Genomic DNA, 21,298 nt, shown 5'->3' with positions numbered 1-21,298 from the left:
CATTCCGGTGCGGCAGAACTCTGATCGCGCGAAGATTGCCCGGTTTAACCGGTCCTGATCGTGCGAAATGTCAATTTGACCAAATCACATTTGTGGCTTGGTCATTACCTGCGCCAGAATGGTACAGTCGATCTTGTTGGATGGAGCATGCATTGGGGGTAACGTCCCCAAGCTCGGTAAACAAAGATAAACACCGAACGGCAAGAAGAGGAAAACACTCGATGCCTTGGAATTCACAAGGGGGCGGCGGCCCCTGGGGTGGCGGCGGAAATAACGGCGGCGGCCAGAACCCGTGGGGACAGCGTCCTCAGGGTGGTGGCGGCGGCGGAAATACGCCCCCTGATTTTGATGAAATGATTCGTAAAGGCCAGGAACGCCTGAAACGGCTGTTCCCCGGTGGTGGCGGATATAAAGGTTTCGTCCTGATTGGTATCGCAGTCATCGGGTTGTGGCTTTTGACCGGTTTTTACCGTGTCCAGCCGGGCGAACAGGGCGTGACGCTTCTGTTTGGCAAATGGGTTGGCACCACCGGTCCGGGTCTGAACTACTTCCTGCCGGCACCGATCGGCGAGGTCATCAAGCCGAACGTCGAACGTACCAACCAGATCGAGGTTGGCTATCGCGGTGCAGGCACCGTGGCGTCGAACGGTTCGCGTGATGTCCCGGAAGAAAGCCTGATGCTGACCGGTGATCAGAACATCATCGACATCGATTATGTTGTTCAGTGGCGTATCAGCGACGCGGGCGCATATCTGTTCAATGTTCGCGATCCGGAAAACACCATCAAGCTGGCATCCGAAAGTGCGATGCGTGAAGTGATCGGGAAAACCAATCTGGAAGAAGCCCTGACTGTGGGCCGTGTCCGGGTTGAGGAACAGACCCGTACCCTGCTTCAGAAAATCATGGACGGTTATGATTCCGGTATCTTCATTGCAGAAGTGAAGATGCAGAAAGTGGACCCGCCCCGTGATGTTATCGACGCGTTCAACGATGTGCAGCGTGCGCGTCAGGACCGTGACCGTTCCCAGAACGAAGCACTGGCCTATCGCAACGACATCATCCCGCGCGCAAAGGGTGAAGCAGAACGTCAGGTTCTTCAGGCACGCGCCTATAAGGATCGTGTGACCAAGGAAGCGGAAGGTGAAGCAGAACGCTTTACCTCGGTCTATAACTCCTATCTGACCGCACAGGACGTAACCACCCGTCGCCTGTATCTTGAAACCATGCAGGACATTCTGAACAAGTCCGAGAAGGTCATCATTGACCAGAACGGCGCTGGCAACGGTGTTGTACCTTACCTGCCGCTGCCCGAAGTTCAGAAACGTGCGAATGCAGGAGGCAACAACTAATGGCAAGTCCTAAACTTATTGCCGCTGGCGTCGTCCTTGTTATTGCCGCTGTCGTTGGTTCGATGTGTGTCTTTACGGTTCGTCAGGACCAGCAGGCACTTGTTCTTCAGTTCGGTAATCCGGTTCATGCGGTTTCCGAGCCGGGTCTGCATTTCAAACTGCCGATCCAGAACGTGGAATATTACGAGCGTCGTATTCTTGAACTCGATCCGCCGGTACAGCAGGTTCTTCTTTCGGACCAGAAGCGCGTCAATGTTGACAGCTTTGCCCGCTGGAGAATCATTGATCCCCTGACTTTCCGTCAGCGTGCGACCAACTCTGCCAACTTCGTGCAGCTGTTTGGTCAGCGTCTGAACTCGGTTATCCGTGGTGAACTGGCACAGGCCCCGCTTGTGTCGATGCTGTCGGACAACCGTGCACAGATCATGGAAAAGATTCAGGCAACGCTCGTTGAGCCGGCCAAGGAATTCGGTGTCGAGCTGATCGATGTCCGTATCGGTCGTACCGATCTTCCGCAGGAAACCTCGCAGGCGGTATATAACCGTATGCGTTCTTCGCGTGTCGCCGAAGCCGCACAGCTTCGCGCAGAGGGTGAAGAACTCAAGGCGAAAATCCAGGCAGAAGCGGATCGTGAACGTATCGGTATCATCGCCGAAGCCAACCGTCAGGCCGAAGTCCTGCGCGGTGAAGGCGATGGTCAACGTAACGTGATCCTCGGTAAAGCGTATGGCAAGGACGCGGAATTCTTTGAATTCTATCGTTCGCTAGAAGCCTACAAAACGGCGCTTTCGAACGGCTCGACCATGGTACTTTCACCAGACAGCGAGTTTTTCCAATACTTTAATAAGTCAGCGCCTAACACAAGCCGCTAGACAAAACATAAGGGCGACCGGCATATTAGCTTGGTCGCCCTTTTTGTTTTCATAAATATGTCCTGTCGGCGTACCCCGTAAGACAGGCTTTTAAAACCGCCGGAACGTCCTCGACCATGAAGGAACTTGTTACTGCCATACTACTGGCCATTGCGCTGGAGGGCATGTTTTATTCCCTGTTTCCCGGCGGCGCGAAAAGGGTGTGGGAACTTGTTCAGGAAATCCCTGAATCCCAGCTGCGCATCGGTGGCCTTGTCGCGGCGGTCGTTTCCATTGGCGCAATCTGGGCAGTCAGAGTCTGGCTCTAAGCCTTGCAAACCGCCAGAAACGCCAAGGGTGTCACAACATTGTGCCGAGAATTCCTTGATTTTTCCAAGTACCGCCCAAATTCTGCCAAAGTCGGGGTTGATTTGATTACTTAAGCGACGGGTAAAATACCCTCATCGCGCGCTGCAAAAACAGAATTACAAATACCGTGAACGCGGCAACGAACAGGATCAGACACATGCTACAAGCATTATACAACCCGGTGCGGTCGAAAGTAAGCGCAGCACTGGTGATTGTTCTCCTTGGCGTGACCAGTGTTTCGCAAATCGCGAATGCCCGCCCCGCTCCTGAAAGTTTCGCAGACTTGGCCGAAAAGCTTTTGCCAAGTGTTGTGTATATCTCTACCAGCCAGATGGTCGCTGAACGTCAGGGACCGGATTTCCAGTTCCCTCCGGGTTCGCCGTTTGAAGACCTTTTCCGTGATTTCATGGATCGTAACGGTCAGGGCGGCCAAGGTGGTCAGGCCCCGCAAAAGCGTCGTGCCACCGCCCTTGGTTCCGGCTTTATCATCTCGGCGGATGGTTACATCGTCACCAACAACCACGTGATTGATGGTGCCGATGAAATCAGCGTACGCCTTCATGATGGCGAAACCCTTGCCGCCGAACTGGTCGGTCGTGACCCGAAAACCGACGTTGCCCTTTTGAAAGTCGAACCCAAAGACGACCTTCCGTTCGTCAAATGGGGCGATTCCGACAAGGCACGTATCGGTGACTGGGCCATGGCGATCGGTAACCCGTTCGGTCTTGGCGGCACGGTGACCGCTGGTATCATCTCGGCGCGTAACCGCGACATCAATCAGGGCCCGTATGACGATTTCATCCAGACGGATGCGTCGATCAACCGTGGTAACTCTGGCGGTCCGCTGTTTGATCTTGATGGCGATGTGATCGGTATTAACAGCGCAATCTATTCGCCGTCCGGTGGATCGGTCGGGATCGGCTTTGCCATTCCGTCGGCTATTGCCCAGGGCGTGGTTGACCAGCTTAAGGAATATGGCCGTACCCGTCGTGGCTGGCTTGGGGTTCACATCCAGACCGTTACTGACGACATCGCCGACTCCGTTGGTCTTGATACCGCAACCGGCGCAATGGTCGCAGGCGTGTCTGATGACAGCCCGGCCAAGAAAGCCGGCATCAAGCAGGGTGACGTCATCCTGAAGTTTGATGGCAAGGATGTTGAAAGCATGCGTCGCCTGCCGCGTATCGTTGCAGAAACCAAAATCGGCAAGGATGTCGATGTGGAAATCTGGCGCGATGGCAAAAAGCAGACGGTTCAGGTCGAGCTTGGCGAACTTGAAGAAGAAGTCATTGCCGCAAGTGCAACGACCTCGGAAGGCAAGGAAGCACCGGCAATCGCCGAGGCCAGCATTTCAGAGCTTGGCATCAAGGTTGCCAATGTCGATGACAGCCTGCGTCAGCGCTATAACCTTGCCGAAGGCACCGAAGGCGTGATCGTCACCGATGTTGCAAGCGACAGCTATGCCGCTGAAAAAGGTGTGCGTCCAGGCGACATCATCATCGAGGCATCGCACAGCTCGGTTTCGAATGTTGAAGACGTGACCAAGGCGGTCAAAACCGCAGTGGATGACGACAAACGCACCATCCTGATGTTGATCGAAACATCTGCTGGCCCGCGTTACTTCGGCCTGACCCTTTCGGTTGCTGAATAAGCATTCCAACCGAACTGACATGAAAAAAGGGCGACCTGCTTGGCAGGCCGCCCTTTTTCTTTGCAACATTTCCGGTATCAGGAAACGAAATCGGCCTTTGCATAGCCCTGCATGAACAGCAGTGCGGTCAGATCACCGTGATTGACACAAATGCGTGCCTGTTCCTGAACGGACGGCTTGGCGTGGAAGGCAACACCGGTCCCGGCAAGCGAGATCATCTGAAGATCATTGGCACCGTCGCCAACCGCAATCGCGTCTTCGACAGTAATGCCCTGCTGTTCGGACAGGGCTTCAAGCGCATCAACCTTGGCCTGACGGTCCAGAACCGGTTTTTGAACCTTGCCGGTCAGTTTGCCATCGGCTTCGATCAGGACGTTGGCCTGATCGTAATCAAAGCCAAGTTCGGCGCGAACCGCGCCGGTAAAGAAATCAAACCCGCCCGAAACCAGTGCCGCAAAGGCACCATTGGCCTTCATGGTGGCAACAAGGGTTTTGGCCCCGCCGGTATATTCGACAGTTTTCCATGCCTCTTTCAGCATCCCGGTCGACATGCCTTCAAGAAGGCCGACACGCTCATCAAGGGCCGCCTCGAAATCCAGTTCACCATTCATCGCGCGTGCGGTGATCGCCGCAACACGTTCTTTGACACCAGCAAACTCGGCAAGTTCATCAAGGGTCTCGCCCGTCACCATGGTGCTGTCCATATCGGCAATCAGCAACTTCTTGCGACGGGTGGCGATTTTCTGGGTGATGGCATCAACACCAAGTTCCGCCTCGGCAAGGCTGGTATCGGCAACATCAAGGGTAACGCCATCAAAGATCAGATCACATGCCTCGCCCTCGGCCAGCCAGGTGACATCACCAACCAGTGCACCGGCACCGGTCAATGCGATTGCGGCCTGATCAACAACGTGCTTGGTCAGTGCATTTGAATTCGGGGCGGCAATCAGGGTCAGTACCAATTTCATGGTCTGCGGGCTCCTTGGCGGAAAAGGCATTAAACAGATTTGTCGCCTTTATCCGAATTGCGCCCGACTGTGGCAAGAGAACTTTCGCCCAAGCCTTGCAGCTTACGTGTTTTTTGCAAGTTTGCCCGGCCCCAAATCACTATGCCTTTGGGAACGAACCCAATAGACTGTGCGACCTTTGATTCTTTGAAGACGGAAGTGCCTTTTATGTCGGCTGTTAACGCCAACAATTCCTTTACCCCTGTTCTGATCGTTGCCGGCCCGACTGCCAGCGGCAAATCTGCGCTTGCGCTTGATATGGCCGAAGCCTTTGACGGTGTGGTGATTAATGCCGACAGCATGCAGGTTTATGAGGAACTCCGTGTTCTAAGTGCGCGCCCCGATGAAAGCGAAACATCGCGTGCCCCCCACCGGCTTTATGGTGTGTTGTCCGGGCGTGAAGCATGTTCGGCGGGTAAATGGCGCGAAATGGCCATGGCGGAGATCAATGACTGTCACGCCTCGGGCAAACTTCCGATCATCACGGGCGGAACGGGCATGTATCTGAATGCCCTGACCGAAGGAATCGCCCCGATTCCCGATGTCCCGGCCCGGATTCGCGACAGTATTACCGCCGAACTTGAAGATTTGGGCCATGCAGCGTTCTTTGAAAAGCTTAAAAAGAACGATCCGGACACCGCCGCGACGCTGGATGGCACAAACACCCAACGCCTGATTCGCGCCGCCGAGGTCTTTGCCCATACCGGACGCGGCTTGGCATCCTGGCACAAGGAACCGGTGATCACGCCACCTGCAAATATGAAGTTCAGGAAACTCTGTTATATGCCGCTGCGCGACATTCTTTATGATCGCTGCAACCGGCGCTTTGACCTTATGCTTGAACAGGGTGCCATTGACGAAGTCCGCGATTTGATTGCGCTTGAGCTGCCTGAAGCGGCACCGGTGATGAAGGCTGTCGGCGTCCGGGAGCTTGGCGCATATCTTGCCGGAGAGATTGATTTGGCCACCGCCAAAGAGAAATCCCAGCGCGAAACCAGACGTTACGCAAAGCGCCAATTAACGTGGTTTCGACACCAAATGACCGACAAGGAAATCATCGACGCGCAATATTCGGAAAGTTTGGCAGCAAAAATGCGTCATGATATTAACCAATTTCTGTTGACCACGCCAAAGTGAGGCGATAGGTTGGCGCTTCCCCCGCCGAAATGGCGGAAAACCGCCGTTTCGGCGGATTTTTCAACTCCAATTTGAGGATAATTGGATCATGTTTCAATCACGCGGTTATCACGCGACACGTTGTTGTCGTTAAGTAAAGAGGCTCGAAAATCATGGCAGAACGTATTTTAAGCGGTTCGGAAGTAGTGTTGCAGGCCCTTGCTGATCAGGGTGTGGAAGTCGTGTTCGGCTATCCTGGCGGCGCTGTCCTACCGCTATATGACGAGATATTTAAACAAAACCGGATTCGTCACGTTCTAGTGCGCCATGAACAGGCTGCTGTCCACGCTGCTGAAGGTTACGCCCGCTCGACCGGTAAGGTCGGCGTTGTGCTGGTAACCTCGGGACCGGGTGCGACAAACGCTGTTACGGGCCTTACCGACGCGTTGATGGATTCTATTCCAGTTGTCTGCCTGACCGGTCAGGTCCCGACTCATTTGATCGGGAATGATGCGTTCCAGGAAGCTGACACCACGGGCATTACCCGCCCGTGCACCAAGCACAACTATCTGGTGAAAAATCCGGATCGTCTTGCACGCACCATGCACGAGGCCTTCCACGTCGCGTCAAGCGGCCGTCCGGGCCCGGTTGTGATCGATCTTCCCAAGGATATCCTTGTTGGCAAGGCCCCCTATATGGAGCCGAGCCAGGTTCAGCATCGCACCTATAACCCGGTGGTTAAAGGCGAACGCAGCCAGATCGAAGAAGCGCTTGAAATGCTGGCATCGGCGAAAAAGCCGATCCTGTATTGCGGCGGCGGTGTCATCAATTCCGGCACCCAGGCCTGCAAGCTTCTGACCGAGTTCACCCGCATGATCGGCGCGCCGATCACCCTGACCCTGATGGGCCTTGGTGCATACCCGGCATCGGACAAACAGTATCTCGGCATGGTCGGGATGCACGGCACCTATGAATCGAACATGTCGATGCATGATTGCGACGTTATGGTCGCCATCGGCGCACGTTTCGATGACCGCGTGACCGGCAACCTTGATTTCTTTGCGCCGAATTCGCAGAAAATCCAGATCGATATCGATCAGAGCTCGATCAACAAAAACGTTCCGGTCGATATCGGGATTGTTGGTGATGTTGGCCATGTCCTTGAAGACATGATCAAGATCTGGAAAGCAAAACAGTACAAGATCGATGCGACCGCACTTGATAGCTGGTGGGATGAAATCGAAGGATGGCGCGGCAAACACTGCCTGTCCTACAAGCAGCCCAAAGACGTTATCAAGCCGCAACACGTTATCCGTCGTGTTCATGCCCTGACCCGTGATCGCAAGACCTATATCACCACCGATGTTGGTCAGCACCAGATGTGGGCAGCCCAGCATTTCGGGTTCGAACATCCGTATGAATGGATGACGTCCGGTGGTCTTGGCACCATGGGCTATGGCATGCCGGCAGCCCTTGGCGTTCAGGTTGCCCATCCCGATGCGACAGTTGTCTGCTTTACCGGTGATGCGTCCATCATGATGAACATTCAGGAATGCGCGACGATGACGCAGTATCGTCTGCCGATCAAAACCGTGATCCTGAATAACCGTTACATGGGCATGGTTCGTCAGTGGCAGCAGCTTCTGCACGGTTCGCGCTATTCCGAAAGTTATAGCGAGACCCTGCCTGACTTCGTCAAACTGTCCGAGGCATTCGGCTTTACCGGTCTGACCTGTAACAATCCGGCTGATCTGGATGATACCATCAAGCAGATGCTCGAGATTGATGGTCCGGTGATCCTGGATGTTGCTGTCGATGACAAGGAAAACTGCTATCCGATGATCCCGTCGGGCAAGCCGCATAACGAAATGCTGCTTGGGCAAGAAACCGACGGCAACGAAGCCATTGATTCCGACGAAGGGATGGTTCTGGTCTGATCCGCACCAAAGAACGTGCGAGACGAACTCATCAAACCATAATGAAAAGGCCGGCACGGGCGGTACATAAAAACCAAAATGTGCCCCCGGCCGAGTACTTACGGAGCGAAACCGTGAAAGAAACCGAAATCTCGAAACACACCATATCTGTTCTGGTGGACAACGAATCTGGCGTTCTGGCCCGTGTTATCGGCCTGTTTTCCGGCCGTGGCTACAACATCGAAAGCCTGACCGTTGCCGAAGTCGACGCCGATGCCCATCAGTCCCGCATCACTGTGGTTACCTCCGGTACGCCGATGGTAATCGAACAGATCAAGGCACAGCTTTCGCGTCTTGTCCCGGTTCACAAGGTCAGCGACCTGACCCTGGCCGGTCCGAGTGTCGAGCGTGAACTGGCATTGGTCAAAGTGATTGCAACGGGTGAAAAGCGCGTTGAATCCCTGCGTATTGCCGACATCTTCAAGGCCCGCGCAGTCGATGCGACCAACAATTCCTTCGTTTATGAAATCATCGGCAGCCCCGAAAAGATTGATGCCTTCATCAAATTGATGGCGCCATTGGGGCTTTCGGAAATTTCGCGTACCGGTGTGGCTGCGATTTCACGCGGCACACTAACGATGTGAGTTTGCCCTGCCTGGTGATCCGCATCGGGCAAGGCATTGGGGTTTGTCCCCGAATTCATTATTACCATCCACCACGCACAAAAATCAGCGTGGTCCAACGTCCAGAGGTATCGAAAGATGCGTGTTTATTACGACCGCGATGCAGATGTTAATCTGATCAAGACCAAAAAAGTTGCCATCATCGGTTACGGTTCGCAGGGCCATGCCCATGCACTGAACCTCCATGACTCCGGCGTTAAAGAAGTCGTTGTTGGCCTTCGTGAAGGTTCCAGCTCGCGCAAGAAAGCTGAAAATGCTGGTCTGAAAACCATGACCCCGGCAGAAGCCGCTGCATGGGCAGACGTCGTCATGATCCTGACCCCGGATGAACACCAGGCAGCGATCTATGCAAACGAACTGCGTGACAACCTGAAACAGGGTGCCGCACTTCTGTTCGCACACGGCCTGAACGTTCACTTCGGCCTGATCGAGCCGCGCGCTGACCTTGACGTCATGATGATCGCACCGAAAGGCCCGGGCCACACCGTTCGTTCCGAATACAAGCGTGGCGGCGGCGTACCTTGCCTCGTTGCTATCGAACAGAACGCTTCGGGCAATGCGCTTGAAGTTGCACTGTCCTATGCATCGGCAATCGGTGGCGGTCGTTCCGGCGTTATCGAAACCACCTTCCGTGAAGAATGCGAAACCGATCTGTTCGGCGAGCAGGCAGTTCTCTGTGGCGGCCTGACCCAGCTGATCAAATACGGCTTCGAAACCCTGACCGAAGCTGGTTATGCACCGGAAATGGCATATTTCGAGTGCCTGCACGAAGTTAAGCTGATCGTTGACCTGATGTATGAAGGCGGTATGGCCAACATGCGTTACTCGATCTCGAACACCGCAGAATACGGCGACTATGTCACCGGCCCGCGCGTGATCGACGCATCGGTCAAAGACCGCATGAAAGAAGTTCTTGCTGACATTCAGGAAGGCAAATTCGTTCGTGACTTCGTTCAGGAAATGCATTGCGGCCAGCCGATGTTCAAGGCAACCCGCCGTCTGAACGCAGAACACGAAATCGAAGAAGTTGGTACCAAACTGCGCGCTATGATGCCGTGGATTGCTGCAAACCAGCTCGTCGACAAAGAAAAGAACTAAGCACCGCTTAGATCGTTCTTACGCAAACGGCCGTCCCGATGGGGCGGCCGTTTTGCTTTGACTATTCCGGTTTCAGATCAGGAACCGTGTTTCATCTGCCGTACCGGTAAACGCAATTCGGTCGCGGCCCAGATCACAACACACAGGATCGAAACAGTCGATCCAAGGGCCACCACAGCGGGCCATCCCCCCATGCCATAAGCCACCGCCGAACTTGCCGATCCGCACGCGCCACCAAAGAAGTAACTTGCCATATAGCCTGTGGTCAGGCGGCTACGCGCCTCGGGGCTGAGTCGATAAACCTCGCTTTGGTTTGAGATATGCGTGCCCTGAATACCAAGATCAAGCAACACCACCCCGACGGCAAAGGCCACCAGTGACCATTGCCCCCAATACAGCAACACCCAGCTTGAAATCGTGGTCAAAAGGAACCCGCCGGTACTGAGCTTTGCCCATCCCTTATCGGCCAATCGGCCTGCAATACGTGCGGCCAGAATACCAATTGCGCCGATCAGGCCATAAAGCCCGATGACGGCTTCGGACATGTCATATTGCCGCACCAGCATGAAGGCCATTGATGTCCAGAAAATCGCAAAGACGGCATATTGCAAACCGCCAATCAGGCTGCGCCGCCGCAAAACCGGCTCGTCCCTGAACAGATGCAAGATCGACAGATAAAGTGTGCGATAGCTGGTATGGGATGTCGGCGGAATATTGGGAATGATCCGGTAACAGGCAATCGAATAAAACGCCATCAGGACGGACGCGACAATAAAGACCGACCGCCAACCGGCAAGTTCGGCCATAATCCCGGAAAAGGTGCGCGCCAGAAGGATCCCCAGCAACAGGCCACTCATCACAGCACCCACTGCCGAACCGCGCTTGTCATCACTGGCAAGATGGGCGGCAAGCGGCACAAGGATCTGGGCGGTAACACAGGTAATCCCCACAGAAACACTGAACGCCACCAGCAACAGGAATGAAGGTGCAAGCCCCATAGCCAGCAGTCCAAGTGCAGTAAGTGCCGATGTCACCGTCAGCAATTTGCGCCGTTCATGATGATCGCCAAGCGGCACAACTGCAATCAATCCGGTCAGATAGCCAAGCTGTGCGACCGTCACCAGAAGCCCGGCACTGGTTTCACTAAGACCATATTCACGTGCCAACAGTTCCAACAAAGGTTGCACGTAATAAAGACTGGCAACAGACAGGCCACTTCCAATCGCCATAAAGGCAAGAAGTCCGCGTGTCAGGGTCGGCTTGGAATGCATATCCGGTGGGCTTTCATAATTTGGTGGTATTCCAAGATACCCATCAAATCAATCGCTTACAATCTGATCACTGGCATAAGTCCATTGCGCCGTTGGCAAGGATTACCCACCCTGTGCACGACAGACATTCCCAAAGCGTGATCCGGTGGCACGGTTTGGGCTGGATTTCACGGGGCGATCTGTTTAATTCTGGCCTTTAAAACTTTAAACCAGATATGAGCATATCGGAATGTCGGACTATATTGATATCGCCCCCGAGGTCGCCGAAGCCCTTGCCGCAGGCAAGCCGGTCGTGGCCCTTGAATCCACCATCATTTCGCACGGGATGCCTTATCCGCAGAACCTTGAAACAGCGCAAGCTGTGGAACAGGATGTGCGCGATAACGGTGCGGTGCCTGCCACCATCGCTGTGATTGGCGGTCGCTGCAAGATCGGCCTGTCGCCCGAGGAACTCGAATATTTCGCCAAGGGTACAGATATTCTGAAACTGTCGCGTCGCGACATTCCGTATTGCATTGCCAAGAAACGCGATGGTGCAACCACGGTTTCGGCCACAATGATCCTAGCTGAAAAAGCCGGTATCCGTGTCTTTGCCACCGGCGGCATTGGTGGCGTTCACCGTGATCTTGCCGGTAATTATGACGTATCAGCCGACCTGACCGAACTTGGTAAAACCAGTGTTGCCGTTGTTTGCGCAGGCGCCAAGGCGATCCTTGATATTCCCAAGACGCTTGAACATCTTGAAACGCTTGGCGTTCCGGTTATTGCTTATGGCACAGATGAATTCCCGGCATTCTATTCGGTCGAAAGCGGTCACAAAGCCCCGCTTCGCCTTGATAGCCCGGAAGATTTGGCTGCATTCCTGAAATCGAAATGGGAATTTGGTCTTGAAGGTGGGGTTGTAATTGGCAATCCGCCCGAAGCCGACAAGGCCCTTGCCCGCGAAGCCATCGAAGGCGCGATTGATGATGCGCTTGCCGATGCCAAGGAACAGAACATTCTTGGTCGTGACGTGACGCCCTTCCTTCTGGCACGTGTCACCAAACTGACCGAAGGTAAAAGCCTTGAAGCCAATATCGCACTGGTGCGCAACAATGCGCGTCTGGGTGCGAAAATCGCCGCCGCCATGGCAGGCTGATCAGGCCAAAGGCCTCAGACTTAAAAAGGGCTGGCAGTGTTATCTGCCAGCCCTTTTTCGTGTTTAATCGCGAAGATACCCTTGGCCTTCGAACCCTTCCTTGATCCGGGCATCGTCAACCGGCGCCCCCCACTGCAAGGTGCTGGGCAAAACACCGGCCCAGACCGGCCAGTCATAATCTTCGTCATCATCGACCGGATCACCGGCCCGGACCTTTGCCGAAACCTGATCCAGATCGAAGCCAAGGAACATGGTCCCTTTAAGTTCCTGTTTGTTGGGCTGACGGATTTTATCCCACCGTCCCGGTTCAAGCTTTTCAATGAACAGGCGGGAATGTTCCATCTTGCCTTCTTCACCTTCAACCACCTCGCCCTTGCCGTAAATCAGGACCGAACGATAATTTGCCGAATGATGGAATGCCGAACGCGCCATCACCAGACCATCAAGATGGGTGATGCACAGACAGGCTTCCTCACCCTCGGCAATGGCGGCAAGAATCCGGTTCTTCGATGCGCCATGGATGTAAATCCGTTCGCCAACCCGCCAATGCGCGGTCGGGATCATTGCCGGGCGTCCATTCACAACCGTACCAACATGGCAAATCAGTGCATCATCAATGATGCCATGCACAAGTTCACGGTCATAGGTCGCGCGTTTGGGGCCACGAACCACTTTGGTGTGGGGATGAACTTCGTACTGGTTTGGTAGAGTGGTATCAGACATGGCGATCTCGTTTACTTATTCTGGTGGCAATCAATGGCCTCATCATCGTTAAAATTGGACTTTGAAAAAGGTCCATTATAATAAAAATGACAGAACCAATTTAAACCCTCAGAGCCATTTGATGCCGCATAGCGATTATAGCTGGATCTATCCCAGCCAGACCGACAAGGATACGGATCAAGGCAGTACCGCCTATCGCCGACTTTATCACGGTATCCGCGCGGCTATTCTTGATGGCCGGTTACATCCGGGTGAACGACTTCCGGCCAGCCGGGATTTGGCCACATCATTGGGCGTATCGCGCAATACGGTTGTGGCCAGTTTTGATCTTCTGACATCCGAAGGATATCTTGAAACCCGCATCGGTGCCGGAAGCTTTGTCGCACGGTCCCTGCCCGATCAGGATGTGGCGTCTGATGCCAAAACCAGCCAATCCACAGCCGACACTTCGGGCGAACGGCCTTTGCGTCTTAGTCAAAGTGCCATCAGGATGCTGGCCTATCAGCGGCGCTTTCCAAGGTTTCGCGTTGCCCGACCATTCAACCCGGCCACACCGGATTTGGACGGATTTCCATTTGATCTTTGGGCGCGGCTTTTGCGGCGGGCATGGCGGGCCCCGCAAATTGATCTGACCATCCCCGATGATCCGATGGGCTTGGTGCAATTGCGCGATGAAGTGGCCAAATGGCTCCGCCAGTCACGCGGCGTCAATTGCCATAGCGATCAGGTGATGATTGTGTCCGGTGCGCAGCAGGCGCTTGATCTTACCGCCCGTGCCCTTGTTGATCCGGGGGACATTATTGCCACCGAAGACCCCGGTTACGAGGGGATTCGTGGCGTTCTGGCATCAAGCGGCGCGGTTGTTCATCCAGTTGCCGTTGATGACGAGGGCCTTAATGTTGACGGGCTTATGGCAACCCCGTCACCCGCACGCATTGTTGTAACCACACCGTCACGCAATTACCCGCTTGGCACCACATTATCGTTGGCCCGGCGACTGGCGCTTTTGCAGTGGGCAAAAAGCAATGATGCCTGGATTGTCGAAGACGATTATGACAGCGATTACCGTTATGACGGGCCACCGCTTTCATCGCTGCAGGGGTTGGATAACGATAACCGGGTCATCTATGTCGGGACATTTTCACGGGTCCTGTTCCCCGGCATCCGACTTGGATATCTTGTGCTGCCACCGGCCTTGATCCCGGCCTTTCGCGGGATGCGCGGATTTGCCGATGGCGTCCCTGCACCAACCACGCAAGCAGCCCTTGCCGCGTTTTTTGCCGAGGGTCATTTTGGCAGTCATGTCCGCAAGATGCGGATGCGCTATGGCGAACGGCGCGCCCATCTTAAAGACCTGATTGCCAATACTGCCACGGGATTGCTTTCGGCCATGCCATCGGATGGCGGATTGCATCTTTGCGCCCGTCTGCTTACCGGCCAGGACGACATTTTCATTCAGGAAAGAATGGTCCAAGCCGGTCTCGATTGCCGTGCGCTTTCATCCTATTACCATGATAAATCCCCAGAAAACCGCCCAAACCTGCCACAGGGACTTGTGCTTGGCTTTGCCGGTTGGGAACAACAACAACTTTCTGAAAGTTTTGGTGAACTGATCGAGATTCTTCAACGTAGCAGTTAATGTACCCCGAGCCAGAGAGAGCGCCACGGCATCCCCTCAAACGCTGTCACAGTCGCGACGCTCTCTCCCCTTCTGCCCAAGCTCCTCCCGATAACAAGCAGACAACACCAGGATTGAAGATGACCAAACGCCCGATCGCCATCATGTGGTTTCGCAATGATCTGCGTCTGGCTGACAATCCCGCATTGGTTAAGGCCGTTACATGGGCCAATGAAAATGACGGCATGGTCCTGCCGGTTTTCATTCTTGACCCGGTTATCAACAGTCAGCTTGGTGGTGCGACGCGCTGGTGGCTGGAAAGAAGCCTTGGCGCACTGGCCAAAAGCCTTGGTTCTTTGTCTGCCTTGCGGCTGTTCGTCGGTGATGCCGGTAAAATCATCGAAAACCTGATTGATGCGCATGACATAAGGGCGGTTTTCTGGAACCGGCTTTATGACAAGCCATCAACAGACCGCGATACCGACCTTAAGGCAGCAATTTTGGATCGCGGCCTGATCTGCGAAAGCTTCAAGGCCAATCTGTTGTTTGAACCGTGGGAAATCAAAACTGGTGGCGGCACGGATTTCAAGGTCTATAGCCCGTTCTGGCGCGCCTGTCAGAAATGCCCGCCGCCACGCCAACCAATAGCTGCCCCGCAAAACATTCCGCTTGGTGATAGTGTTCTTGCAGATGAAGCCACTCTGTCGGCGCTTGATCTTGGGCCCAAACCCTTTGACTGGGCAGGCGGGTTTTCAGAACGGTTCACGCCGGGCGAAGCCGGTGCAAAGCAACAGCTTTTCGATTTCATCGATGATCGCCTGACCGATTATGCCGATTTGCGTGATCGCCCGGACCATCGGGTGACGTCGGAGCTTTCGCCGCATCTGCGTTTCGGGGAAATCAGCCCCTATCAGGTATGGCACAGCGCCAGTCACTTTGCCGATGCCCATCCGGGTGAGGGCAAAACTGCATCAAAATTCATGTCAGAACTGGGATGGCGGGAGTTTGCCCATCATATTCTGTTTCACGCCAAGGATTTACGCTCGGTTCCGCTTCAAGGGCAATTTGCCCATTTCCCGTGGGATCAGGATGAAAAGGCCTTGGAACGCTGGCAAAGGGGGCAAACAGGCTTTCCGATTGTCGATGCCGGGATGCGCGAACTTTGGCATACGGGATATATGCATAACCGGGTTCGCATGATTGTCGGTTCGGTTTTGGTCAAGCATCTGTTGATCCACTGGCGCGAAGGGCTGGCATGGTTTGACGATACGCTTGTCGATGCCTGTCCGGCCAACAACGCCTTTTCATGGCAATGGATCGGTGGATGTGGCGCGGATGCGGCCCCCTATTTCCGTATTTTCAATCCGGTTCTTCAGGGCGAGAAATTTGACCCGGCCGGCGAATATGTTCGCCAGTGGGTACCGGAATTGCGCGACATGCCTGAACAGTACATCCATAAACCGTGGGAGGCATCCCCACTGATCCTCAAGGCCGCTGGGATCACATTGGGTCAGACCTACCCCATGCCCATTGTCGGGGTCAAAGAAGGCCGTGAACGCGCATTAACGGCCTATCAGGACATGAAACAGGCCATCGCATAGCAACAGGATTTATTCCGTCTATTTCCAGAAGGCCTTCTGCGCCCCGAAGGCAGCGACGGCATCTTCCAGCCCGGCCAGTTCATGTTCGACCCGGGCCCCGAACCAGCCCGATACCAGCCCGACAGCAACCAGACCTTCTTTGGAAAGCTGTGCGGTCAGATCGGCAAGCCTTGCCTCGGCGACGGCGGCGTCCTGAAGCTTGCCAAGGATTTCCTGCATCGCGGTCAGTTTCGAACGGAACTTTTTGACCTTCTTGACCGAATAGACGGATCCGAAAAATTCCGCGCCATAGCGCATCTGTTTGACATCAAGACGCAGGGCATGAAGTTGCGGAACGCTGAGTTCCGAGACATGCTTGTCGCGCTTGGTCACACGCTTGTACGCCGCATCAAGAAGCGGACTGGCAAGTTCGGTTACCGGCGATGCCATTGCCTTCATCTGTTCGGCACTGGCACCAGATGCCCATCGCGAATAGCTTGCCCATGCACCAAGGATCAAAAGCAACTGACCATATTCCGGCTGATCAAGCATCGTGCGGGCCGCCGCCAAGGCATCTGCACGCTGCTTTTCCGCCGCCTTGCGCAGTTCGGCAACGCCCGCATGATCGGGGAAGCGTTCCTCGATCATCGGCAAGGTTTCACCAAGGAACACATCCCAGTCGCGTAAACCATCAAGCCCCTTGCTGCATGTTTTCAGCAAACGACGCAGCAAGACGGCCTCGCCCGCAGGCAGGTTCTTCTTAAACAGGTTCAAGGCAACGCGCAGGCGGCGCAAACCAACCCGCATCTGATGACAACCTTCAACATCAAGGTCCTGCCGCACACAGACCTCGTTGCTCAGGGTCATGCGAAGCCCCTGTCCCAGCATGGTCCGAAAGGCCGTTTCAGCCGACATATCATCACTTAAGGCCACCGGCGCGGCACGATAGGCCCCCGGTGCCTGCCCAAGATACAGATCACGTCCGCGCGACGCCTTTGAACGCATGCTCAGCAACAATGGCACGGTTCGTTGAAGTTCGAGTGCCAAATCAAACAGCGCCGCCGGGTGGCCGCTTTTCAGTTCAAACTCGACCTCTGAAATCGGGGTTTCCTTTTCCCCGGAACGCACCACGCCCTGATCGATTGCCAATTCCATAACCGCATCACGATAGGTCAGGTCAACTGCGCTGCGTTTCAGGTCGCTTTCAAAAATCCGGTCGATCTTTTTCTTTTTGGCAAACTTGTTCAGAAGCTTTTTGACGTCCTTGTCGGTAAAGCGATCAAGGTCAAGGACACCGTCTTCAAGCTCCACGGTCCATTCATGGCGCGACGGCAACGCTTCGCGCAGACCGTTCGACGTTTTGACGGTCTGTTCCCAGCCCTTTGTGCCCTTCTTGCGAATACGGATTGCAAGGCCCTTGTCGGCCAGGGAAAGCTTGGGGGTGTCGTGATAGATGGAAACAAGATGGGTGGTCGTCAGACGACGCCCTTCCTTGACCTCTCGCAGGACCGGTGCGTTTTTCAAACGCGTTACATGTTTCGGATCGATTCTGAGTTTCAGTTCGATCTCGATCTGCTTCTCGGTCATGTCGGTCCTCTAAGCGTCTTTTGTTCAGCAGCACCAAGGCTACTGATCCATTGCCTGCAATTAAAGCCACCACACTCTGGTCAGATATCAAAGCCTAGCGGAATGTAAAATTTCCGCAACAAAAGGTGCAAACACCAGCAAAATCAAGCCCTAAAACCCCGAACAAACTTTCGGACAAAGAGGGGTTTTCATTTGAACCTTGGGATTTTCAAAGCTGTTCGTTTGATCACAAACAGTCATGGAATACACACGTTAAGACCAACACATCCAGAACAGCGCACCAACAAATTCCCCGAACAGAAATCCGATTCCCTGTTTACAGTCCCTGAAATTCAAATGGCTCGGCGGGGATGAAATCGGACAAGGCATTTCCGGCAAACACATTTCTCTGATGAGGCCCAAGGTCTAGTTTCTTGACCTGCCCGGTTTCGTTGGAGAAATCGATTTCGTTCAAATCCACCCAAAAGGTATTTGGCGTCAAAGCCGACTCAAAGAAATACAACATGCGCTTGTGATCAGCGACCGTGCGCCAGCGTGTCGAAGAAATATTGGGTTCACTCGGGGTCGAAACACCGAAGGGGACCGAAACATTGCGAATGACACTAAAAACGCTGGCCAATGCAATAACAGGGTCTTCGGATTTCGGGATCGCATTTACATAGAATGATGCACGTGCAAACCGGTCGGACGCACGGTTAGTACCCGGCAGCATGACTGTCCCGCCGATCTGACGCCAATAGCTGTTCAGGGCAAGCTGTTCTTCAAAGATAGGCGAGTTCGTCATCACCTGATAATCGCGGTCGTGGTGAATTACCTGCTTGCCCGAAATATATTCGATAATTGCGCTATCGCCTGTGGCGTCGGAGATCGACAAATGCAATGTCGCCAAGCGATCCTCACCCGGCAGGTGATCGGTTACAACCGTGAACGGATGTTGTTCAAGGGCCCGGACGGCCTCGTCAACGGTGGCAAAATTATCGAGAACATATTGCGCCCACAACGCTATCGAAAGCCCGGGTGTTTTACCTTCATAGCGGGGATATTCCGATTCCACCAACCAGAGCAAATTTGCCGACAAACCCGCTTCATTCAGACCATCTGTTGTGGAGATGTCATAGCCCGACGCGATAATGCTTCCATATTTGGAAGTCCATTCAGCAGAATTTGCCCCAGCCTTGCCTTCGCGTTTTATGCCGCGCGGAAAAATCCACAAATTGGTGGCAATGTCAGACTTCCAATCCATAGAACGGGCCGTGATGACATCATCATTCGCGCCCAGATAAACCAATCGCGTGCAGGCATTGGCGAGATTGGGAAAACCGATCATCAATGACAGCAACAGACTGAAGATATAGCGCGAATACACCAATGCTTTCCGACGTGTATGCATCATGGCCCTACTCTCCGATCCACAGTCTTCAGATCACAAAAGTATGGAGAGAGGAAATGCATTACGCAAACAGTGATTGCAGGAGCCCAAACATATTCTATTTAATTGATATTCAGGCACAAAAAAACCCAGCCATCAGGCTGGGTCTTTTTTGGCTACCGAAAGATGGTGCCCAGGGGCGGACTCGAACCACCGACACGCGGATTTTCAGTCCACTGCTCTACCAACTGAGCTACCTGGGCAAATCCGACTTTCGTCTCCGTCTCCGGAGTGTTCCCTGCGGAACGAGCGGGGTTATACAAACTCCTTTGGGGCTTGTCTAGCCTCAAATCGCATTTTTTTACGATTAAAATTCGTCTTCATCTTCAAGGTCTTCGAGATACTCTGGCGGCTCTGTCGCGGGGATTGAATAGCTTTCATTCAACCACTTCCCAAGGTCGCGATCCGCGCAGCGTTTCGAACAGAATGGCTTGTATTTCTCGGTCGCGGGGCTTCCGCAAACCACGCAGTCGGAGCTAACTGTTTTCGTTGAATTTTCTTGGGTCATTCTAGTTCTTTTCCAACCGGTATTGATCGTTCTGACAGGAAGAATCGGTGATGATTTCAGGTACGGCACCAAATGCCTTGGTCAGTATCTGGATGGCATCGGCCTGATTGGCAAGGCGGCGCGAAATATCGGGCGAAACATAAAGTTTCAGCATCCCGCCAGCACCGTTTCGTGCATCGGAGACCAGCTTGCGCAGCACAGCATTTAGCGCCGAAACTCCGGAAAGCGGTGTTTCAGCAGGTTTGGACAGAATCCGTGCTTCAAGCGATTCGCCAGCCCGCTGACGACTGAATTCATAAAGTCCAAGCCGGGTAAAGCCACCGATCTGAACCGCGCCATCAAGCTCTGCCCCAAAGGCAGCCTTGATTGCCGCATCAAACTTGTCGCGCCCGGCCCGTGATTTCATCCTAAGGGGATCAATAATGATCAATCCGCCGATATTACGCAGCCGGATTTGATGCACGATTTCATCCGCTGCCAGCAGATTAACATCAATCGCACGGGATTCGCTGTCACGCCCGGCATCCGCGCCACCGGCATTAACATCAATTGCACAAAGTGCGGTTGCCTGATCCATCGCGATCCAGGCACCACCGGCAAGATCAACACGCGACGCCAATGCATTAGCAAGTGCCGCTTCGACATCCTGATCTTCAAAAAGTAGTCGTGTCGCGGCATGACGCACCAAATGCCCATCCGACTGGCCCCGCGCCTTCAAAATCCCGCGAAGTCGCACGAATTCGTCGACACCATCGACAATGCATTCCCGCCCAGACATCAGATGACGTTCAATCAACTGATCCAGTTCGGGCTGGGCCTTGAAAACCAGTGTCGGTCTTTGCGGCCGGGCCAAGGCAGCGACCGCCTTTTGCCATTGCGATTTCAGTAAACGATATTCGCCAACAACCGCATCCCGGTCCCATTCCATTGCCGTGGACCGCAACATAATGCCATCATCATCGGCCTGAACGGCTTTGACCACGGCAAGTAAATCTGCGCGTTGTTGCGGGTCTTTGAGTTTACGGGGAAGTTCGATCAGTTTGCCGCCGGGGCGCAGGATCATGCCCACACCTTCAATCGCGATCCGCCCTGTAAGCTTCACGCCCTTGTCTTCAAAGCCAAGGCGCGAAATCTGAACCAGAACCCACTGCCCTTCATGCAAGGGACCGTCATAACGATCAAACGGCAACAATCCGTCACCCAATCCATCAAGGGCAACCATGGCAGCCGCCATTTCGGGCAGGATTTTGGAAATACGTCCGAGATGAATGTCAAAGCGTGCCGGACCGCCACGATCTATCCACAAACGGCAAAGGCGGTCCCCCTGAACCAGTGCAACCCTGCGTTCAAGTGCGACAGCATCAATCAGCAGGCGGTCATTATGATTTCCGCCAACCGACATGA

The 21,298-nt window shown here is 54.1% G+C and carries 18 protein-coding genes and 1 tRNA gene; 11 read left to right on the top strand and 8 right to left on the bottom strand.

Annotated features, from left to right (window positions below):
* Nucleotides 1–221: 221 nt before the first annotated feature.
* The 4 genes from hflK (at nucleotide 222) to TH19_RS06165 (ending at nucleotide 4,220) form a co-directional block, all read left to right on the top strand.
* Complete coding sequence (hflK, locus tag TH19_RS06180) at nucleotides 222–1,349, top strand: FtsH protease activity modulator HflK (protein WP_114101458.1); 1,128 nt, start codon at nucleotides 222–224, stop codon at nucleotides 1,347–1,349.
* Entirely contained in the window at nucleotides 1,349–2,221 is an 873-nt protein-coding gene (gene hflC, locus TH19_RS06175) for a protease modulator HflC (RefSeq protein WP_114101457.1), read from the top strand. The genes hflK and hflC overlap by 1 nt, the downstream gene beginning before the upstream one ends.
* Before the next feature lie 116 nt (nucleotides 2,222–2,337).
* Complete coding sequence (locus TH19_RS06170; protein ID WP_114101456.1) at nucleotides 2,338–2,529, top strand: DUF2065 domain-containing protein; 192 nt, start codon at nucleotides 2,338–2,340, stop codon at nucleotides 2,527–2,529.
* 197 nt (nucleotides 2,530–2,726) lie between these two features.
* Nucleotides 2,727–4,220 (top strand): DegQ family serine endoprotease, encoded by a 1,494-nt coding sequence (locus TH19_RS06165; protein ID WP_114101455.1) that lies wholly within the window; start codon nucleotides 2,727–2,729, stop codon nucleotides 4,218–4,220.
* 77 nt (nucleotides 4,221–4,297) lie between these two features.
* Here TH19_RS06165 and serB read toward each other — a convergent pair whose 3' ends face one another.
* Nucleotides 4,298–5,188, bottom strand: a complete 891-nt coding sequence (gene serB / locus TH19_RS06160; protein WP_114101454.1) for a phosphoserine phosphatase SerB — start codon at nucleotides 5,186–5,188, stop codon at nucleotides 4,298–4,300.
* Nucleotides 5,189–5,395: 207 nt separating this feature from the next.
* Here serB and miaA point away from each other — a divergent pair, with 207 nt between their 5' ends.
* The 4 genes from miaA (at nucleotide 5,396) to ilvC (ending at nucleotide 10,040) form a co-directional block, all read left to right on the top strand.
* Nucleotides 5,396–6,364 (top strand): tRNA (adenosine(37)-N6)-dimethylallyltransferase MiaA, encoded by a 969-nt coding sequence (gene miaA, locus TH19_RS06155; RefSeq protein ID WP_114101453.1) that lies wholly within the window; start codon nucleotides 5,396–5,398, stop codon nucleotides 6,362–6,364.
* Nucleotides 6,365–6,516: 152 nt separating this feature from the next.
* A complete protein-coding gene (locus tag TH19_RS06150; protein WP_114101452.1) occupies nucleotides 6,517–8,280 on the top strand; it encodes an acetolactate synthase 3 large subunit in 1,764 nt (587 codons plus the stop codon).
* A gap of 113 nt (nucleotides 8,281–8,393) precedes the next feature.
* Entirely contained in the window at nucleotides 8,394–8,903 is a 510-nt protein-coding gene (gene ilvN / locus TH19_RS06145; protein WP_114101451.1) for an acetolactate synthase small subunit, read from the top strand.
* A gap of 117 nt (nucleotides 8,904–9,020) precedes the next feature.
* Nucleotides 9,021–10,040 carry a ketol-acid reductoisomerase gene (gene ilvC / locus TH19_RS06140; protein ID WP_114101450.1) on the top strand — a complete coding sequence of 340 codons (1,020 nt, stop codon included), beginning with the start codon at nucleotides 9,021–9,023 and terminating at the stop codon, nucleotides 10,038–10,040.
* 77 nt (nucleotides 10,041–10,117) lie between these two features.
* Here ilvC and TH19_RS06135 read toward each other — a convergent pair whose 3' ends face one another.
* On the bottom strand, nucleotides 10,118–11,311 hold the full coding sequence (locus tag TH19_RS06135; RefSeq protein ID WP_114101449.1) for an MFS transporter: 1,194 nt from the start codon (nucleotides 11,309–11,311) through the stop codon (nucleotides 10,118–10,120).
* Between the two features lie 229 nt (nucleotides 11,312–11,540).
* On the opposite strand from TH19_RS06135, the gene TH19_RS06130 reads away from it, so the two are divergent.
* Nucleotides 11,541–12,449, top strand: coding sequence for a pseudouridine-5'-phosphate glycosidase (locus TH19_RS06130; RefSeq protein ID WP_114101448.1), 909 nt, complete (start codon nucleotides 11,541–11,543; stop codon nucleotides 12,447–12,449).
* Between the two features lie 63 nt (nucleotides 12,450–12,512).
* Here the strand turns inward: TH19_RS06130 and TH19_RS06125 are convergent, their stop codons facing one another.
* Nucleotides 12,513–13,172, bottom strand: coding sequence for a pyridoxamine 5'-phosphate oxidase family protein (locus tag TH19_RS06125; protein ID WP_114101447.1), 660 nt, complete (start codon nucleotides 13,170–13,172; stop codon nucleotides 12,513–12,515).
* Nucleotides 13,173–13,293: 121 nt separating this feature from the next.
* Between TH19_RS06125 and pdxR the strand changes: the two genes are divergently transcribed.
* Both pdxR and TH19_RS06115 read left to right on the top strand, forming a co-directional pair.
* Nucleotides 13,294–14,811 carry a MocR-like pyridoxine biosynthesis transcription factor PdxR gene (pdxR, locus tag TH19_RS06120; RefSeq protein ID WP_114101446.1) on the top strand — a complete coding sequence of 506 codons (1,518 nt, stop codon included), beginning with the start codon at nucleotides 13,294–13,296 and terminating at the stop codon, nucleotides 14,809–14,811.
* Nucleotides 14,812–14,930: 119 nt separating this feature from the next.
* On the top strand, nucleotides 14,931–16,391 hold the full coding sequence (locus TH19_RS06115) for a cryptochrome/photolyase family protein (RefSeq protein ID WP_114101445.1): 1,461 nt from the start codon (nucleotides 14,931–14,933) through the stop codon (nucleotides 16,389–16,391).
* An 18-nt stretch (nucleotides 16,392–16,409) separates the two neighbouring features.
* On the opposite strand, the gene TH19_RS06110 is transcribed toward TH19_RS06115, so the two are convergent.
* The 5 genes from TH19_RS06110 to TH19_RS06090 form a co-directional block, all read right to left on the bottom strand.
* On the bottom strand, nucleotides 16,410–17,957 hold the full coding sequence (locus tag TH19_RS06110) for a CYTH and CHAD domain-containing protein (RefSeq protein ID WP_114101444.1): 1,548 nt from the start codon (nucleotides 17,955–17,957) through the stop codon (nucleotides 16,410–16,412).
* Between the two features lie 316 nt (nucleotides 17,958–18,273).
* Nucleotides 18,274–19,350, bottom strand: coding sequence for a linear amide C-N hydrolase (locus tag TH19_RS06105; RefSeq protein WP_258547844.1), 1,077 nt, complete (start codon nucleotides 19,348–19,350; stop codon nucleotides 18,274–18,276).
* Between the two features lie 163 nt (nucleotides 19,351–19,513).
* Nucleotides 19,514–19,589, bottom strand: a tRNA-Phe gene (locus TH19_RS06100).
* Between the two features lie 104 nt (nucleotides 19,590–19,693).
* A complete protein-coding gene (locus TH19_RS06095) occupies nucleotides 19,694–19,894 on the bottom strand; it encodes a DNA gyrase inhibitor YacG (RefSeq protein ID WP_114101443.1) in 201 nt (66 codons plus the stop codon).
* Nucleotide 19,895: 1 nt separating this feature from the next.
* Nucleotides 19,896–21,296, bottom strand: coding sequence for a ribonuclease E/G (locus TH19_RS06090; protein ID WP_114101442.1), 1,401 nt, complete (start codon nucleotides 21,294–21,296; stop codon nucleotides 19,896–19,898).
* Between the last annotated feature and the right edge of the window lie 2 nt (nucleotides 21,297–21,298).

It is taken from the genome of Thalassospira profundimaris (assembly GCF_003326675.1).
GTDB classification, from domain to species: domain Bacteria; phylum Pseudomonadota; class Alphaproteobacteria; order Rhodospirillales; family Thalassospiraceae; genus Thalassospira; species Thalassospira aquimaris.
Note: the sequence above shows the minus strand (reverse complement) of the source record. Positions and strands in the feature narration are given on the sequence as shown.

Excerpts from the sequence above, each read along its gene's own strand:
- hflK (WP_114101458.1), top strand. The coding sequence starts at position 222 with ATGCCTTGGAATTCACAAGGGGGCGGCGGCCCCTGGGGTGGCGGCGGA.
- hflC (WP_114101457.1), top strand. The coding sequence starts at position 1,349 with ATGGCAAGTCCTAAACTTATTGCCGCTGGCGTCGTCCTTGTTATTGCC.
- TH19_RS06170 (WP_114101456.1), top strand. The coding sequence starts at position 2,338 with ATGAAGGAACTTGTTACTGCCATACTACTGGCCATTGCGCTGGAGGGC.
- TH19_RS06165 (WP_114101455.1), top strand. The coding sequence starts at position 2,727 with ATGCTACAAGCATTATACAACCCGGTGCGGTCGAAAGTAAGCGCAGCA.
- serB (WP_114101454.1), bottom strand. The coding sequence starts at position 5,188 with ATGAAATTGGTACTGACCCTGATTGCCGCCCCGAATTCAAATGCACTG.
- miaA (WP_114101453.1), top strand. The coding sequence starts at position 5,396 with ATGTCGGCTGTTAACGCCAACAATTCCTTTACCCCTGTTCTGATCGTT.
- TH19_RS06150 (WP_114101452.1), top strand. The coding sequence starts at position 6,517 with ATGGCAGAACGTATTTTAAGCGGTTCGGAAGTAGTGTTGCAGGCCCTT.
- ilvC (WP_114101450.1), top strand. The coding sequence starts at position 9,021 with ATGCGTGTTTATTACGACCGCGATGCAGATGTTAATCTGATCAAGACC.
- TH19_RS06135 (WP_114101449.1), bottom strand. The coding sequence starts at position 11,311 with ATGCATTCCAAGCCGACCCTGACACGCGGACTTCTTGCCTTTATGGCG.
- TH19_RS06130 (WP_114101448.1), top strand. The coding sequence starts at position 11,541 with ATGTCGGACTATATTGATATCGCCCCCGAGGTCGCCGAAGCCCTTGCC.
- TH19_RS06125 (WP_114101447.1), bottom strand. The coding sequence starts at position 13,172 with ATGTCTGATACCACTCTACCAAACCAGTACGAAGTTCATCCCCACACC.
- pdxR (WP_114101446.1), top strand. The coding sequence starts at position 13,294 with ATGCCGCATAGCGATTATAGCTGGATCTATCCCAGCCAGACCGACAAG.
- TH19_RS06115 (WP_114101445.1), top strand. The coding sequence starts at position 14,931 with ATGACCAAACGCCCGATCGCCATCATGTGGTTTCGCAATGATCTGCGT.
- TH19_RS06110 (WP_114101444.1), bottom strand. The coding sequence starts at position 17,957 with ATGACCGAGAAGCAGATCGAGATCGAACTGAAACTCAGAATCGATCCG.
- TH19_RS06105 (WP_258547844.1), bottom strand. The coding sequence starts at position 19,350 with ATGATGCATACACGTCGGAAAGCATTGGTGTATTCGCGCTATATCTTC.
- TH19_RS06095 (WP_114101443.1), bottom strand. The coding sequence starts at position 19,894 with ATGACCCAAGAAAATTCAACGAAAACAGTTAGCTCCGACTGCGTGGTT.
- TH19_RS06090 (WP_114101442.1), bottom strand. The coding sequence starts at position 21,296 with ATGTCGGTTGGCGGAAATCATAATGACCGCCTGCTGATTGATGCTGTC.